This is a genomic window from Sphingomonas sp. NPDC079357 (assembly GCF_044901155.1).
In the GTDB taxonomy this organism is placed as follows: Bacteria; Pseudomonadota; Alphaproteobacteria; order Sphingomonadales; family Sphingomonadaceae; genus Sphingomonas.
In genome coordinates this window covers 116,203-132,531 of sequence record NZ_JBJDOM010000003.1, presented here as the reverse complement: position 1 = coordinate 132,531, position 16,329 = coordinate 116,203, and the positions used below count along the sequence as shown (strand labels likewise).

At 68.2% G+C, this 16,329-nt stretch carries 12 protein-coding genes; all 12 read left to right on the top strand.

The features are described 5' to 3' along the window. The first annotated feature begins 165 nt into the window (after nt 1-165). Entirely contained in the window at nt 166-1,038 is an 873-nt protein-coding gene (locus tag ACI2JO_RS12290) for a GNAT family N-acetyltransferase (protein ID WP_404720983.1), read from the top strand. Further along, nucleotides 1,038-2,501, top strand: coding sequence for an NAD-dependent succinate-semialdehyde dehydrogenase (locus tag ACI2JO_RS12285; protein ID WP_404720982.1), 1,464 nt, complete (start codon nt 1,038-1,040; stop codon nt 2,499-2,501). Before ACI2JO_RS12290 ends, ACI2JO_RS12285 begins: the two co-directional genes overlap by 1 nt. Continuing rightward, nucleotides 2,498-3,568, top strand: a complete 1,071-nt coding sequence (locus ACI2JO_RS12280) for a tartrate dehydrogenase (RefSeq protein ID WP_404720981.1) — start codon at nt 2,498-2,500, stop codon at nt 3,566-3,568. The genes ACI2JO_RS12285 and ACI2JO_RS12280 overlap by 4 nt, the downstream gene beginning before the upstream one ends. Nucleotides 3,569-3,764: 196 nt before the next feature. Beyond that, nucleotides 3,765-5,144, top strand: coding sequence for an aminotransferase class III-fold pyridoxal phosphate-dependent enzyme (locus ACI2JO_RS12275; RefSeq protein WP_404720980.1), 1,380 nt, complete (start codon nt 3,765-3,767; stop codon nt 5,142-5,144). 36 nt (nt 5,145-5,180) lie between these two features. Next, nucleotides 5,181-5,678: an Lrp/AsnC family transcriptional regulator gene (locus ACI2JO_RS12270; protein WP_404720979.1), complete on the top strand. Its 498-nt coding sequence runs from the start codon at nt 5,181-5,183 to the stop codon at nt 5,676-5,678. A gap of 18 nt (nt 5,679-5,696) precedes the next feature. Then, nucleotides 5,697-6,863: a M20 aminoacylase family protein gene (locus tag ACI2JO_RS12265; protein ID WP_404720978.1), complete on the top strand. Its 1,167-nt coding sequence runs from the start codon at nt 5,697-5,699 to the stop codon at nt 6,861-6,863. Between the two features lie 229 nt (nt 6,864-7,092). Further along, nucleotides 7,093-9,288 carry a TonB-dependent siderophore receptor gene (locus ACI2JO_RS12260; protein ID WP_404720977.1) on the top strand — a complete coding sequence of 732 codons (2,196 nt, stop codon included), beginning with the start codon at nt 7,093-7,095 and terminating at the stop codon, nt 9,286-9,288. Between the two features lie 80 nt (nt 9,289-9,368). After that, a complete protein-coding gene (locus ACI2JO_RS12255; protein WP_404720976.1) occupies nt 9,369-10,232 on the top strand; it encodes a 2-hydroxyacid dehydrogenase in 864 nt (287 codons plus the stop codon). A gap of 80 nt (nt 10,233-10,312) precedes the next feature. Then, nucleotides 10,313-10,624, top strand: a complete 312-nt coding sequence (locus ACI2JO_RS12250; RefSeq protein ID WP_404720975.1) for a hypothetical protein — start codon at nt 10,313-10,315, stop codon at nt 10,622-10,624. A gap of 53 nt (nt 10,625-10,677) precedes the next feature. Then, nucleotides 10,678-11,934, top strand: coding sequence for a TolC family protein (locus tag ACI2JO_RS12245; protein WP_404720974.1), 1,257 nt, complete (start codon nt 10,678-10,680; stop codon nt 11,932-11,934). Continuing rightward, nucleotides 11,931-13,088, top strand: a complete 1,158-nt coding sequence (locus ACI2JO_RS12240) for an efflux RND transporter periplasmic adaptor subunit (protein WP_404720973.1) — start codon at nt 11,931-11,933, stop codon at nt 13,086-13,088. Before ACI2JO_RS12245 ends, ACI2JO_RS12240 begins: the two co-directional genes overlap by 4 nt. Then, a complete protein-coding gene (locus ACI2JO_RS12235) occupies nt 13,085-16,291 on the top strand; it encodes an efflux RND transporter permease subunit (protein WP_404720972.1) in 3,207 nt (1,068 codons plus the stop codon). Before ACI2JO_RS12240 ends, ACI2JO_RS12235 begins: the two co-directional genes overlap by 4 nt. The last annotated feature ends 38 nt before the right edge of the window (nt 16,292-16,329 follow it).

Here is a 16,329-nt window from a genome sequence, read left to right as displayed (position 1 = left end):
CGCGGCGATAGCGGCAGCAAGTATCGCATCGCAGCGCTTTTCCGGCGCAATCGCACTGAACGATGCGGCTGCGCGGCACCCGCTGCTTTCCCGTGGCGGCTAGAGAAGGCAGAAGGTGGCCCGGACCGACCACGCGGTCCCGCGATGATAGAAAGGACTCAGGGCATGGCGACGATGCCGGACAATCGGCTGGCGCTGCGGCCGATGCAGGACAGCGACGTGGCGGCTGTGCACGCGCTTTCGAAAGCCGAGCAATGGCCGCACCGTGCCGAGGATCTGCTCGACATGCTGGCGGTCGGCCACGGCGTCGTGGCGGAGATGGGCGGCGCGATCGTCGCCAGCACGATGTGGTGGCCCGCCGGGCCGACGTGCGCGACGCTGGGCATGGTGATCGTCGCGCGCACGCATCGCGGCGCCGGGCTGGGCCGGATCATCATGGAAGCCGCGCTGGACAGCATCGCCGAACAGTTCGGCGCAGACGCGACGGTGCTGCTGAACGCCACCGAAGAGGGGCTGCCGCTTTATCGCAAACTGGGCTTCGTCGGCGTCTCCGAGATATTGCAACATCAGGGAGCGGCCTTCTCCGCGCCGCTGATCCCGCTGGGCGAGGGCGAGCGGATCCGGCCGCTGGGTGAGCGTGACGCGCCGCTGGTCACCGCGCTGGTGGCGGCGGCGACCGGGCTCGAGCGCCCGGCGATGATGGGCGTGCTGCTGGACCGGGCGCACGGCGTCGTGCTCGACCGCGATGGCGAGCTGGACGGGGTGGCATTGTTCCGCCGATTTGGGCGCGGCTATGTGATCGGGCCGGTGATCGCGCCGGACCGGACGCGCGCGCAGGCACTGATCGCGCAATGGCTGGGCTCGCGCAGCGGCGAATTCACGCGGCTGGACATTACCGGCGACAGCAAGCTGGGCGACTGGCTGGAGGATCTGGGCATCATCCGCGTCGGACGGGTGGTGACGATGGTTCGCGGCACCGAACCGGTCCGCAGCGATCGCGCCCGGTCGTTTGCGATCGTCAGCCAGGCGCTGCTGTGATGGCGCGCGGGGGCGACCTGCTGGTCGAGGCGATGCTGATCGACGGCGCGTGGACGGCGGCGAGCAGTGGCGACATGCTGGAGGTGACCGATCCGGCGACGGGCGCGTCGGTCGGAACGATCCCGGCGGGCGGCGCGGCGGATGCGGAGGCGGCGATCGCTGCGGCGGCGCAGGCGCTACCTGCGTGGCGGCGGCGCACCGCCGACGATCGCGCGAACGTGCTGGAGGCGTGGCACGCGCTGATCGTCGCCAACACCGCCGGACTGGCGCAAATCATGACCGCCGAGCAGGGCAAGCCGCTGGCCGAAGCGACCGGCGAGATCGCTTACGCCGCGTCGTTCGTCAAATGGTTCGCCGCCGAGGGACGCCGCGTCGCCGGCCACACCATCGCCGCCCCGACCGCCGACCGGCGCATCCTGGCGCTCCGCGAGCCCGTCGGTGTCTGCGCGGCGATCACGCCGTGGAATTTCCCGGCGGCGATGATCACCCGAAAGGTCGCACCGGCGCTGGCCGCCGGGTGCACGGTGGTGGTCAAACCATCCGAGCTGACCCCGTTCACCGCGCTCGCGCTTGGCAAGCTGGCGCAGCAGGCCGGCTTCCCGGCGGGCGTGCTCAACATCGTCACCGGCCTGCCTGAAGGCATTGGGGGTGCGCTGACCGCAAGTCCGGTGGTGCGCAAACTGTCATTCACCGGCTCGACGCGGGTCGGATCGCTGCTGATGCGGCAATCGGCGGACACGCTGAAGCGATTGAGCCTGGAGCTGGGCGGCAACGCGCCCTTCATCGTGTTCGACGATGCCGACGTCGACCTGGCGGTGGCGGGCGCGATGGCCAGCAAGTTCCGCAATGCCGGGCAGACGTGCGTCTGCGCCAACCGGTTGCTGGTGCAGGACGGCATCCACGATCGCTTCGTCGCCGCGCTGGGCGCGGCGGTGCGGGCGCTGAAGGTGGGCGATGGCCGCGCCGAGGGCGTGACGATCGGGCCGCTCATCAACGCCGCGGCGACCGCCAAGGTCACCGCGCATGTCGACGACGCGCTGGCGCATGGGGCGACGATCGCCGCCGCGCCGGACGGCGTGACCGGCGACGACCGCTTCGCGCGCCCGGTGCTGCTGACCGGCGCGACGCCCGACATGCGTCTCGCCAGCGAGGAGACGTTTGGCCCGGTCGCGCCGATCTTCCGCTTCCGGCACGAGGACGAGGCGATCGCACTCGCCAACGCCACGCCGTTTGGGCTGGCAAGCTACTTCTATACCGACGACCTGCACCGCGCCTGGCGCGTCGGAGAGGCGCTGGAGTTCGGGATGGTCGGGCTCAACACCGGTTCGATCGCGATGGAGATGGCGCCGTTCGGCGGGATCAAGGCGTCCGGGCTCGGCCGGGAGGGCGGACGCGAGGGGATCGAGGAGTATCTGGAAACGAAAGCCTTCCACTGGGCCGGACTCAAGGGGTTCGGCGCATGAGCGCGCGGTCGTACAAGGTCGCGGTGATCGCCGGCGACGGCATCGGCACCGAGGTGATGCCCGAAGGCGTCCGCGCACTGGAAGCCGCCGCGGCGCGGTTCGGCTTTGCCGTGGAGCAACAGTGGCACGATTTCGCCTGCTGCGACTATTATGCGCGGCACGGCCAGATGATGCCCGACGACTGGAAGGAACGGATCGGCGCGGTCGAAGCGATCTTCTTCGGTGCGGTCGGCTGGCCGGACACCGTTCCGGACCATATCTCGCTATGGGGTTCGCTGATCCAGTTCCGGCGCGAATACGATCAGTACGTCAACCTGCGCCCGGCGCGGCTGATGCCCGGCGTCCCCTGCCCGCTTGCGGGGCGCGGGCCGGGCGACATCGACATGATGATCGTGCGCGAGAACACCGAGGGGGAATATTCGGCGATCGGCGGCACCGCGTTCCCCGGCACCAATCGCGAGGTGGTGCTGCAGGAAACGGTCATGACCCGCTTCGGCACCGACCGCATCCTGCGCTACGCCTTCGAGCTGGCGCAGACGCGGCCGAAGAAGCATCTGACCTCCGCCACAAAATCGAACGGGATCGCGATCACGATGCCGTGGTGGGATGCGCGCGTGGAGGAGATGGCGAAACACTATCCCGACATCCGCACCGACAAATATCACATCGATATTCTGTGCGCGCAGTTCGTGATGAACCCCGACCGGTTCGACACGGTGGTCGCATCCAATCTGTTCGGCGACATCCTGTCCGATCTCGGCCCGGCGTGCACCGGCACGATCGGGATCGCGCCGTGCGGGAACATCAATCCCGACCGCTCGGTACCGTCATTGTTCGAGCCGGTGCACGGATCGGCCCCGGACATCGCCGGACAGGGCATCGCCAACCCGGTCGGGCAAATCTGGTCGGCGGCGATGATGCTCGACCATCTCGGCGAACGGGACGCCGGCGCGGCGATCGTTCGCGCGATCGAGACGGTGTTGGCGACTCCGGCGGGGCGCACGCGCGATCTGGGCGGTACCGCCTCGACCGCGGAGTGCGGCCGCGCGATCGCGGCGGCGATCTAGAGCGGATTGCCTGCCACCTCCGTCGTCTCCGACGGTGGAGAGAGCAGGCGGGCAACGAGCAACCGGGATCGGACGCGCGGCATAATCTGCTGCCCTTCGCGCGACAACGGTAGCCTTGGGCGAATGTCGGCCACGGTTCGGGACGGGCGCACGTCTCCGGCCGCTACGATCGTCGCCATAACCTACGGGACGATCCATGCAGCTGAACTCTCTGATCGACAGCGATCGACGCCACCTGATCCATCCGGTCAGCGCCTATCGCGCGCACGAGGCGCGGGGCGCGACGGTGCTGACCGGGGGCAGCGGCATGTACCTGACCGACAGCGAGGGCAACCGCCTGCTCGACGCCTTCGCCGGCCTGTGGTGCGTCAACATCGGCTATGGCCAGGACAGCGTCGTCGCGGCCGCTGCGGAGCAGATGCGGCGCCTGCCCTATGCCACCGGCTATTTCTCTTTCGCCAGCGAGCCGGCGATCCTGCTCGCCCAGCGGCTGGCCGAGCTGTCGCCGCCGGGACTGGAGCGCGTCTATTTCACGCTTGGAGGGTCGGACGCGATCGACTCGGTGGTGCGGTTCGTCACCCATTATTTCAACGCGATCGGGCGGCCGAACAAGAAGCAGATGATCGCGCTCGACAAGGGCTATCACGGTTCATCGTCGAACGGCGCGGGTCTCACCGGTTTGCCAGCGTTCCATCGCCAGTTCGACGTGCCGCACGCGTGGCAGCACCATATCCCTGCCGCCTATCCCTATCGCAGCACCGCCGGTGACGATCCGCAGGCGGTAATCGACCTATCAGTGGCGCAATTGCGCGCCAAGGTCGCGGAACTAGGCGCGGAGAACGTCGCCGCCTTCTTCGCCGAGCCGGTTCAGGGCTCGGCGGGCGTGATCGTGCCGCCGAAGGGCTGGCTGAAGGCGATGCGGGCGGTTTGTACCGAGCTGGACATCCTGCTGGTCGCCGACGAGGTCATCACCGGTTTCTGCCGCACCGGCCCGCTGTTCGCGTGCGAGAGCGAGGGCGTCACCCCAGACCTGATGACCGTCGCCAAGGGACTTACCGCCGGCTACGCGCCGATGGGCGCGGTGCTGATGACCGAGCAGGTCTATGCCGGGATCGCGGACGGCCCGGACAATCACCTGCCGATCGGCCACGGCTTCACCTATTCAGGGCATCCGGTGAGCGCTGCGGTCGGGCTCGAGGTGCTGCGGCTGTATACCGAGGGCGGGATCATGGCGAACGGACTGGAACGCGGGCCGCAACTGGCCGCCGGGCTGGCCGCCCTGGCGGATCATCCGCTGGTCGGCGACGTGCGCAGCGCCGGGATGCTGGCGGGGATCGAGCTGGTCGCCGACAAGGCGCGCCGCACCCGTTTCGAGGTGTCGCTCAACATCTCAGATCGGCTGTCGCGCGCCGCATATGGCAATGGCCTGATCTTCCGCGCCTTTGCCGATGGTACGATCGGGTTGGCGCCGGCGATCTCGTGCAATGCCGACGATTTGGACCAACTGCTGACGCGGCTGGGCAAGACACTTGACGATGTGCTGGCGCAGGATGAGGTACGCGCTGCAATCGTGTAGAAGCAACCCTTCCGCCTGCTGGAGACATATGCGACGATGAGCCTGGCACCGAAACTCGACCGACTGGATTTCAAGATCCTCGCGCACTTGCAGCGCAACGGACGGGTGACGAACGTCGAGCTGGCCGATGCGGTGGGATTGTCGCCCAGCCCGTGCCTGTCGCGGGTCAAGCGACTGGAGAACAGCGGCTATATCACCGGCTATGGGGCGCATATCGCCCTCGCCAAGTTGGGCTCTACGCTGACGGTGTTCACCGAAGTAACGCTGAAGGATCATCGCAGCGGCGACTTTTCACGCTTCGAACAGCGCGCGCGTAACGTGCCCGAGATCGTCGAATGCCATCTGGTCAGCGGCGGCTACGATTACCTGGTCCGCTTCATCGCGCGCGACGTCGGCCATTATCAGGAAACGATCGAGGCGATCCTGGAGGCGGACTTCGGAATCGAAAAGTATTTCAGCTACATCGTTATCAAATCGCCGATCATCAAACGCTACGATCCGATCGATAGCCTGTTCGTCGACCGTTTTTCCTGACCAGCGCGGAGCCGAACGATGCGGATCGACACGACCCCGATCGACACCCTCCTGCCCGACCTGATCGCGCTGCGTCGCGACCTGCACGCGCATCCCGAACTGGGGTTCGAGGAGCATCGCACCGCCGCGATCGTCGCTGATGCGTTGCGCGCGATCGGGCTTGAGGTGACGACCGGCGTCGGCGGCACCGGCGTGGTCGGCACCTTGCGCAACGGCGGCGGGAACGGCGCGCTGGGGTTCCGTGCCGATATGGACGCCTTGCCGTTCGCCGAACAGACCGGCCTTCCTTACGCCAGCACGCGCGCGGGCGTCTTCCACGGCTGTGGCCACGACGGGCATACCGCGACATTGCTGGGCGCGGCGCGGCACCTGGCTGCGACGCGCGCTTTCTCGGGCACGGTGCACTTCATCTTCCAGCCGGCCGAGGAGGGCCTCGGCGGCGCCGGCGCGATGGTGCGCGACGGCCTGTTCGAACGCTTCCCGTGCGACCGGGTGTTCGCGCTACATAATTGGCCTGACCTGCCGCTGGGCGCGGCGCGCACACGGGCCGGGCCAATCATGGCCTCGGCGGACAAGTTCGAGATCACGCTCACCGGTCGCGGCGGCCATGCCGCGATGCCGCACCAGACGCCCGACGCGATCCTGGCGGCGAGCGAGCTGGTCCAGCAGCTCAACACGATCGTCGCGCGCCGCGTCGAGGCGACACAGTCCGCGGTGCTGTCGGTAACGAAGATCGCGGGCGGCCATGCGCACAACGTGTTGCCGGCGTCGGTTTCGATCATGGGAACGGTGCGTACGTTCGAGCCGGCGGTGCAGGACCGGATCGAAGCGTCCATCCGCGCGATGGCGGCGGGGGTCGCGCTGTCGAGCGGAACCGCGGTCACGGTCGACTACATTCGCTATTACCCGGCGACGATCAACGATCCCGCGGCCGCCGAATGCGCGCTCGCGGCGGCGCGCGCGGTGTGCGACGACGTCGCGGTGTCGCCGGTGCCGGCGTTTACGTCAGAGGATTTCGCCTTCATGCTGCGCGAGCGGCCGGGCGCTTATCTGTGGCTGGGGCAAGCCGACGCCGAGCATCGCGCGCCGTTGCACCACCCGTCCTACGACTTCAACGAGCGGGTGCTGCCGCTGGGGATCGCGTGGTTCACCGCGCTGGCGGAGCAATTGCTGCCCCGCGACTGACGCGGCATTTCATGCGTCGACGCGCCTCATTTCATTTCCGCGACAGTCCCGCACCAACGCCATTCGCAACAAAATGCTTTTGACGGCGCGCATAGTGGTGAGGCCGAAAACGCTCCTTCGCACAGCGGACCTTCAGACGCTTTCCCATCGGGAAAGTTCCGAACAGAGTTTCGCGGCGAAGCGGGCGCAGGAGGACGGCACGGCCACCACTTCCCCGGGGGAATATTCGATGACCTACCGCAACCTGCTCCTGCTCGGCGCCGCTCTGGCTGCTACCGGGATCGCGATGCCCGCTGCGGCGCAGGAGCTGCCCGCCGCCCCGTCGCAGCGCGACGTCACCACCACCGCAGACACAACGGGCGCGGAGGCCACGCAGGCAGACGTGACGGTCACCGCGCAGCGCCAGCAATATGTCAGTCAGGTGCCGACGATCGAGGTGCCGCAGAGCATTCAGGTGCTGTCGGGCGAGACGCTGCGCGCCGCCGGTATCACCCGGCTCGACAATGCACTGGATTTCGCCAGCGGCATCTCCCGCCAGAACAACTTTGGCGGGCTGTTCGACAGCTTTGCGTGTCGCGGCTTTGCGGGTGACGAGAACACCGCCAGCAACTATCTGGTCAACGGCTTCAACGCCGCGCGCGGCTACGGGGGTGCGCGCGACACGTCGAACATCGACCGGGTCGAGATCCTGAAGGGGCCGCAATCGGCGCTATTCGGACGCGGCGAGCCGGGCTGCACGATCAACATTGTATCAAAGAAGCCGTATTTCGAGGCCGGCGGCAGCGCGACGCTGTCGGGCGGCAGCTTCAACACCTTCCGCAGCGAGGGCGACGTCAACGTGCCGCTGTCGCAGCATCTTGCGGTGCGCGTGACCGGCGCCGCGGAGGCCGGCGACAGTTTCCGGGACACGATCAGCACCAAGAAATACACGATCACGCCGTCGGTGCTGGCGCGCTTGGGATCGGACACGTCCTTGTCCTACGAGTTGGAGTACATCCATCAGGACATACCGTTCGATCGTGGCATCGTCGCGGTGAACGGCAATCTGAAGACGATCCCGCGCACGCGTTTCCTTGGCGAGCCCGGCGACGGCCCGATCCGCATCCGCGCGCTGGGGCATCAGGCGCAGTTGCAGCACGATTTCAGTGACGCCTGGTCGCTAATCCTGGGCGTCGGCTACCGCGACACCGAATTCAAGGGCTTTTCCAGCGAGGCCGAACTGGCCGCCGGCCGTCAGAAGATCTACAGCGACGGACAGACGCTGTCGCGCATCCGGCGGCGCCGCGATTACAGCACCACCGACCTGACCGTCCGCGGCGAGCTGAGCGGAAAATTCGAGACGTTTGGGATGACACACCACATGATCGTGGGCGCCGACTGGGACGATTTCGAAATGACGGTGATCCAGGGACGCTATCGTCCCCCGGCGATCGCCGCGCAGACCACCGCGACAATCGGCAACAGCATCAACATCTTCGCGCCCGCCTATGGCAAGTTGCCGAATACGGTCACTTTCCAGAACTACACGGAACGGCAATATTCCTACGGGCTGTACGTGCAGGACCAGATCGACGTCACCGATCAGCTGAAGCTGCGCGCCGGGGTCCGCTACGACAATTTCGAGCAGATCATCGACAATCGCATCAACGCCACCCGCACCGGGCAGCAAAAGACCGCGGTCAATCCGCAAGTCGGGATCGCCTTCGTCGCGTCCGACGCGGTGTCGTTCTACGCCAATTATGGCGAGGGTTTCCGCCCGAACACCGGCACGTCGTTCACCAACGACCCATTCACGCCCGAACAGACCAAATCCTATGAGGTCGGCATCAAGCTGGCGCTGCTCGACGGGCATCTGACCGGCACGCTGGCCGGGTTCAAGACCGACAAGACCAACGTGCTGAGCGCCGACCCGGTCAATTCCGGCTTCTCGCTGGCAGTAGGCAAGGCGCGCAGCAAGGGCATCGAATTCGAAATGTCGGGCAAGCTGCCTGCCGATTTCCGCGTGCAGCTCAATTATTCCTACATCGACGCCGAAGTGGCGATGGATGCGCTAGACCCCAATTTCGGTTTCTCGCTGCGCAAGGGCGATCCGCTCATCAACATCGCACCGCACAGCGGCAGCGCGTTGCTGTTCAAGGATTTCGATCTAGGCGGCGCGGCGGTGACGCTGGGCGCGGGCGTCAATTACGTCGGCAAGCGGCTGGGCGAAACCGGATTTAAGTTCGCGGACGGATCCTTCTTCTACCTGCCGTCCTACACGCTGACGCGCGTCATGGCGTCAATCTCGCCAACCGAGCACATCAAGCTGTCCGGCGAGGTGACCAACGTCTTTGACAAGGAATATTTCGCCAGCTCCTACTCGCGGCTGTGGATCGCGCCGGGTGCGCCGCGTCAGTTCATGCTTCGCGCGGGCTATACGTTCTGAACGACCAGGCCCCAGCGGTTCTGCTGCACGTCGGCAGCCCGGCGCGCGGCGCGCGGTGGCAGGAATCGCTGCCCGCGCTGGTGCCGGGCCTGACCGTCCGGCACTGGCCCGACGCCGGCGACACGGCGGCGATCCGCTACCTTGCGGCCTGGGCGCCACCAGCCGGGCTGCTGGCATCGCTGCCAAATCTGGATCTTGTCTTCTCAGTCGGTGCGGGCGTGGACCATCTCGATTTGGCAGCGGTGCCCGCCCATGTACCGGTGGTGCGGATGATCGAGCCGGGGCTGGTGCGCGGGATGGTGGAATATGCCGTCTTCGCGGTATTGGCGCTCCATCGCGGAATGCTGGGGCATATCGCGCGACAGCGACAGGGGACGTGGGGCGACGCCGACCCGGTCACGGCAACCCCGGCGCGTCGCATCGGCGTGCTGGGGCTGGGCGTGATCGGCAGCGCGGTCGCCGCGCGGCTGGTATCGTTCGACTTTACCGTCGCGGGATATAGCCGCACGCCACGCAGCATCGACGGCGTTGACACCTTCGCGGGTGACGCGAACCTTGCGGCGTTCCTCGCGCGCACCGACATTTTGGTGAACGTGCTGCCGCTGACCGATACGACACGCGGCATCATCGGCACCGCAACGCTCGCGCGGCTGCCGCGCGGCGCGGGGCTCGTGAACATCGGGCGCGGCGGACATGTCGATGACGCCGCGCTGCTGGCAGCGCTCGACAGCGGGCAAGTCGGCGGCGCGATCCTTGACGTGACAGCGCAGGAGCCGCTGCCCGCCGGACATCCGTTTTGGCAGCATCCCCGCGTCCTGCTGACGCCGCACATCGCCGGCACGACCGACGTCGGCGGCGGCGCGGCGGCGATTGCGGAGCAGATCCTGCGCCACCGGCGGGGCGATGCGCTGACCGGCGTCGTCGATCGACAGGCGGGCTATTGATGACGCCATCTGCCTTGCTGCACTGCCGCACATCCTTTAGTCTGTCGCCTGTGACCGCGCGTCGATCCCGATCCGCCTCCATGGCCGCACTGCTGGCACTGCTTGCCATGCTGGGGATCGCCGCGCTGTCGGGCTGGGATGGCGCGACGTTCCACGCCGGCGATTCGCTTCATACCGCATCGGTGCGCCACGACCGGATCGACGACCTGCGCCGCGATCCCGACGGCGCGGTGCATCTCGCCGCCCATGCGACCGGCCACGGCATCGCGATCCCGAACGATGCCGCGACCCCGACACCCCCGCTGGAAACGCAAGTGGCCTGGACGCCGGGCGTCGCGATCATCGGACCGGGGCTGAACGACGCGTCGCTGTTGCGCCCGCCCCGCGGCTGAGCCGTCGCGCGCCGCTTGACGGCGCGCCGGTTCACTCGGGCAGGACAATCGACATGAACGGTTTTATGGGCCGGCGCGGGTGTGCGCTGGCCAGCACGCTGGCGGCGCTCGCGCTGGCCGGCACGGCAGCGGCGGACCCCGCCCCGTCCTTTGCGCAACTGCTGCGCCGCGCGGCAGAGACACCGCGGGTGACGGCGCTGGAGGCGGACGTCGCGCAGGCCGAGGGGCTGGCCGCGCAAGGTGGCGTACGCCCCAATCCAACGATCAGCGTCTATGGTGAGAATTTCAGTGGCTCGTCCCCCTATGGCGGATTCGGGCGCACCGAGACGACGCTGCAACTCAACCAGCCGATCGAGCTGGGCGGCAAACGCGCGGCACGGATCGCCGCCGGCCGCGCCAGCGTCGCGGCGGCGCAGGCGTCCGGACATGCGGGGCGGCTTGCCTATGCCTATGATCTCGCGCGCGCTTACGGCGCGGCAGAGGTGGCGATCGGCCGCATCGCGTTGGCGCAGGACGAGGTGGAGGAAGCCACCGCGATCCTGTCGGTCGCGCGCGCTTTGGTCAGCGCCGGCAAGGAGGCGCGGCTGCGGCAATTGCAGGCCGAAACCGAGGTCGACGCGATGCAGGCGATGCTGGAACAGGCGAAGGCGGAAAGCGTCGCCGCGCTGGCGCATCTCGCGGCGCTCGCGGGATCGGAGACGAGCTGGACCGCGCTGTCGGAATCGTTGCTCGACCGGCTCGACGCGCGTCCGCGCTCCGGGCCGGTCGATCCGATGCAGGAGGCCGGCTATCGCGCCGCGGAGGCGCGCCGCGAGGCCGCCGCGCAACGCGTGACGGTGGAGCGGACCCGCGCGGTGCCCGATCTGAACGCGCAGATCGGGGTGCGGCGGCTGGAGGCCGACAATGCCACCGCGCTGGTCGCGGGCGTGTCGTTGCCGCTGCACGTCTTCGACAGCAACCGCGGTAACATCGCCGCCGCGCAAGCCGAGTTGCGCGCCGCCGAGGCACGCGCCGCCGCCGCGCGGCTGGAGGCGCAGGCGCAGGCGCGTGCCGCACAGGGGTTGGTCGACGCTACCGATCGGCGCGCTGCCGCAGCGAAGCGGACGATGGCGACCGCGGAGGAGACGTACCGGCTGGCACGCGTCGCTTACGAGGCCGGCAAGTCACCGCTGATCGAATTGCTGAATGCCCGCCACGGGCTGGGCGCGGCGCGCGCGGTCGTGCTCGATGCCGCCGCCGCCCGGCTCGAGGCACGCGCCACTTTCGCCCGGCTGTCGGGCACCACGATTACCGGAGAACCGGTCCAATGAACGACAAGAACCGCCTGTATGCCGGTGCCGCGATCGCTATGGTCGCCGCCGCCGCGATCGGGTTCGGCGCCGCGCGCCTGACCACCCCCGCCCTGCCCGTGCCGGAGCGCACGGCTGACAAGCCCAAGGCGCCCGACAACGCCGTCGTGATTACGCCGCAGGGCATTGCCGCCTCCGGGATCGCGGTAGCGCCGGCCGCGTCCGGGGAACTGGACGCCGCCGTACCCGCCGCCGCGACCGTCGCCGCCACCCCCGATGCCGAAGCGGTGCTGACCGCCCGCGCCGCGGGTACCGTCACGCGCATCCTGAAGCGGATCGGGGACAGCGTCGCTGCCGGCGAGACGATTGCGTTGGTCGAGAGCCGCGACGCGTCGGCGATCGCGGCGGATCGCAGCGCTGCCGCCGCGCGCGTGACGCTCGCCGCGCGGCAATTGGCGCGGGAACGCGGGTTGCTCGCACAAGGGGTCAGCCCGCGCGCCGACGTCGAGGCTGCGCAGGCCAATCTGGCGGTGGCGCAGGCCGAGGCAGGACGCGCCAGCGCGGCAGCCGGTGCCGCGCGTGTCACGCATGACGGGCGATCCGTGGCGGTGGTCGCCCCGATCGGCGGGCGGATCACTGCTGCCCCTGCCCACCTCGGGCAATATGTCGCCGCCGAAACCGAGCTGTTCCGCGTTGCCGATCCGCGCCGGCTGCAGATCACCGCCAGCCTCCCGCCCGCCGACGCCGGCCGGGTGCGCGATGGCGACCGGGTGGAACTGACGACCAACGACGGCCGAGTGGTGGCCGGACGCGTCCGCGCGGCGACCGGCGTGGTCGACCCCGAAACCCGCGCGGCGACGGTGGTGATCGTGCCAACTGGTGGCGGCAGCACGCTGGCGCCGGGCCAGTCGGTGCAGGCGCGGATCTTCGCCAGTGGCGGCGCGCGCCACAACGGCGTGATGGTGCCGCAGGAGGCGGTGCAGACGATCGACGACCAGAGTGTCGTCTTCGTCCGCACCGCCGCCGGCTTCCGCGCGCAGCCGGTGCAGGCCGGCGGACGCAGCGGCGGGATGGTGGCGATCACCAGCGGCCTGCGCGCCGGCACGACGATCGCGACCGACAATGCCTTCCTGCTGAAGGCCGAACTCGGCAAGAACGAAGGGGGCGAGGAATGATCGCCCGCATCATCGGCCGTTCGGTTCGTGGCCGCTGGATCGTCGCCCTTCTCACGCTGTGCGTCATCGCGTTCGGCGCCTGGCAGATCACCAGATTGCCGATCGACGCGGTGCCCGACGTGACCAACCGGCAGGTGCAGATCAGCACCTTCGCCCCGGCGCTGGGCCCGGTCGATATCGAGAAACAGGTCACTTTCCCGGTCGAGACCGCGCTGGCCGGGATACCGGGGCTGGAGATGACGCGCTCGCTGTCGCGCAACGGCTTCAGCCAGGTGACAGCGGTCTTCACCGACGCGACCGATATCTATTTCGCGCGCGCGCAGGTGACCGAGCGGCTGGCGCAGGCGCGCGACGCCTTGCCCGCCAACATCCAGCCGCGGCTGAGCCCGCTCGCCACCGGGCTGGGCGAGATCTTCATGTATTCGGTCGCGTTCCGCCACCCCGACGGCAAGGGCGACGAGCATCGCCCCGGCAAGGCCGGATGGCAGCCCGACGGCAGCTATCTGACTCCCGAGGGCGAACGGCTGCGCACCGAGCTGGAGAAGGCCGCCTATCTGCGCACGGTGCAGGACTGGATCATCCGCCCGCAGATGCGCGCGGTCGACGGCGTCGCCGGGGTCGACTCCAACGGCGGCTATGTGAAGCAATATGTCGTCGAGCCCAATCTGAATGCGCTGGCGACCTATGGCCTGTCCGTCACCGAACTGGCCGATGCCCTGGAGCGTGCCAATCTGTCCGCCGGGTCGAATTACATCCGCCGCGCGGGCGAAAGTTTTCTGGTGCGCGCCGACGCGCGGCTGAAATCGGTGACGGACATCGAGGACGCGGTCGTCGCGACGCGCGGCGGCAACCCGGTGCGCGTCCGCGACGTCGGGCAGGCGGTGATCGGCGGCGCGGTGCGCACCGGATCGGGCAGTCTGATGGGATCGGAGGCGGTGATCTCGACCATCCTGATGCTCACCGGCGAGAACAGCCGCGTCGTCGCCACGCGAGTCGCAGACAAACTGTCGGAGATCAATCGAACCCTGCCGCCGGACGTGACGGCGACGCCGGTCTATAATCGCTCCAAGCTGGTCAACGCCACGATCGCGACAGTCGAGAAGAACCTGATCGAAGGCGCCCTGCTGGTCATCGTGGTGCTGTTCCTGCTGCTGGGGAACGTGCGCGCGGCGCTGATCACCGCGGCCGTGATCCCGATCACGATGCTGATGACCGCATCGGGGATGAACGCGCTGGGCGTGTCGGGCAATCTAATGAGCCTGGGCGCGCTCGATTTCGGGCTGATCGTCGACGGCGCGGTCATCATCGTCGAAAATGCGCTGCGCCGGCTCGCCGAGCGGCAGGAACATGAGGGTCGACTGCTCACCCGGCCCGAGCGGATGGAGGAAACGACGCTCGCCGCGCAGGAGATGGTTAAGCCGACCGTCTATGGACAGGCAATCATCTTCCTCGTCTTCGTACCACTGCTGACGTTTCAGGGAGTGGAGGGCAAGACCTTCGCGCCGATGGCAATCACGCTGATGGTGGCGCTGGCCTCCGCATTCGTCCTCTCGCTGACGTTCGTACCGGCGATGATCGCGCTGCTCATCACCGGCAAGGTCAGCGAGATCGAGGTCAGGCCGATCCGCTGGTTCAAGGCGCGCTATGCTCCGCTGCTGACCCGCGCCGTGGCGCAGCCGACGCCGTTCATCGCCGCCGGCGCGGGCGTGTTTCTGGCGGCCGTGCTGCTGTTCGGCGCGCTGGGCGAGGAGTTCATCCCGCAGCTCGACGAAAAGGACATCACCGTCACCAACTTCCGCATCCCGTCGACGTCGATCGACCAGTCGACCCAGATGCAGTTGCGGATCGAGGACGCGCTGAAATCGCTGCCGGAGGTGGCGTTGGTCTTCTCGAAGAACGGCAACGCCGATCTCGGCACCGATCCGATGCCGCCCAACGCATCGGACACCTATGTCATTCCAAAGCCGCAAAGCGACTGGCCGGCGGGGGTGAACAGCAAGGCCGACGTGCTGGCGCGGATCGAGGCGAAGATGAAACCGCTGATCGGCAACCGCACCGAAATCCAGATGCCGATTCAGATGCGCTTCAACGAATTGATCGCCGGCGTCCGTTCCGACGTCGCAGTCAAATTGTACGGTGATGATCTGGAGGCGATGACACAGGAGGCGGCGCGGATCGCCGATACGCTGCGCGGGATCCCTGGCGCGGCCGACGTTCAGGCCGAGCAGACCGACGGAGCGCCGACCTTCGACATCCAGGTCGATCGTCAGGCGGCCGGAAGATACGGGCTGGCGGTGGAAGAGGTCGCCAGCACTGTCGCGGCGGCGCTGGGCGGGCGCGAGGCCGGCGTCTTGTTCGAGGGCGACCGACGGTTCGAGGTGGTAGTGCGACTGCCCGATGCGCAACGCGACGACATCGAGGCGCTGGGCGCGATCCCGGTCATGCTCCCCGCTGAACCGGGGCAGACCGCGCGTTCGATCCCGCTGCGCGAGGTGGCGCGATTCCGCTACACGGAAGGACTGAACCAGATCAGCCGTGAAAATGGCAAGCGGATGGTGGTGGTGCAGGCGAACGTGCGCGGCCGCGATCTGGGCGGCTTCGTCGCGGAGGCGCAGGACAAGGTCGCGCGGCTGCGGCTGCCGCCGGGCATGTACGTCGACTGGGGCGGTACGTTCAAAAGCCTGCAGTCGGCGCGTCTCAGGCTGCTCATCGTGGTGCCGATCTGCTTCGTGGCGATCTTCGGCCTGTTGTACCTCGCGCTCGGCGGCCTGATACCGGCGGCGATCGTGTTCAGCGCGGTTCCGATGGCACTGGCGGGCGGCGTGTTCGCGCTCCTGATCCGCGGCATCCCGTTCTCGATCACCGCAGCCGTCGGCTCCATCGCGCTGTCCGGCGTCGCAGTGCTGAACGGCCTGGTGATGATGAGCGCGATCCGCAAGCGCCGCGATGAGGGCGAAGCGGAAGACGCCGCGATCGTCGGCGGCGCGATGGAGCGCGTGCGCCCGGTCCTGATGACTGCGCTGGTGGCAAGCCTCGGCTTCGTGCCGATGGCCTTGGCCACTGGCACCGGCGCGGAGGTCCAGCGCCCGCTGGCCACCGTGGTAATCGGCGGCCTGATCACCTCCACCGCGCTGACCCTGCTGGTGCTGCCCGCGATCACCGCGGCGATGAGCCGGATGGCGCGGCGGAAGCTGCCCGCATAGCGAGCAAGCGGGCGACCGTGCGGCAGCTTGTATCGCCG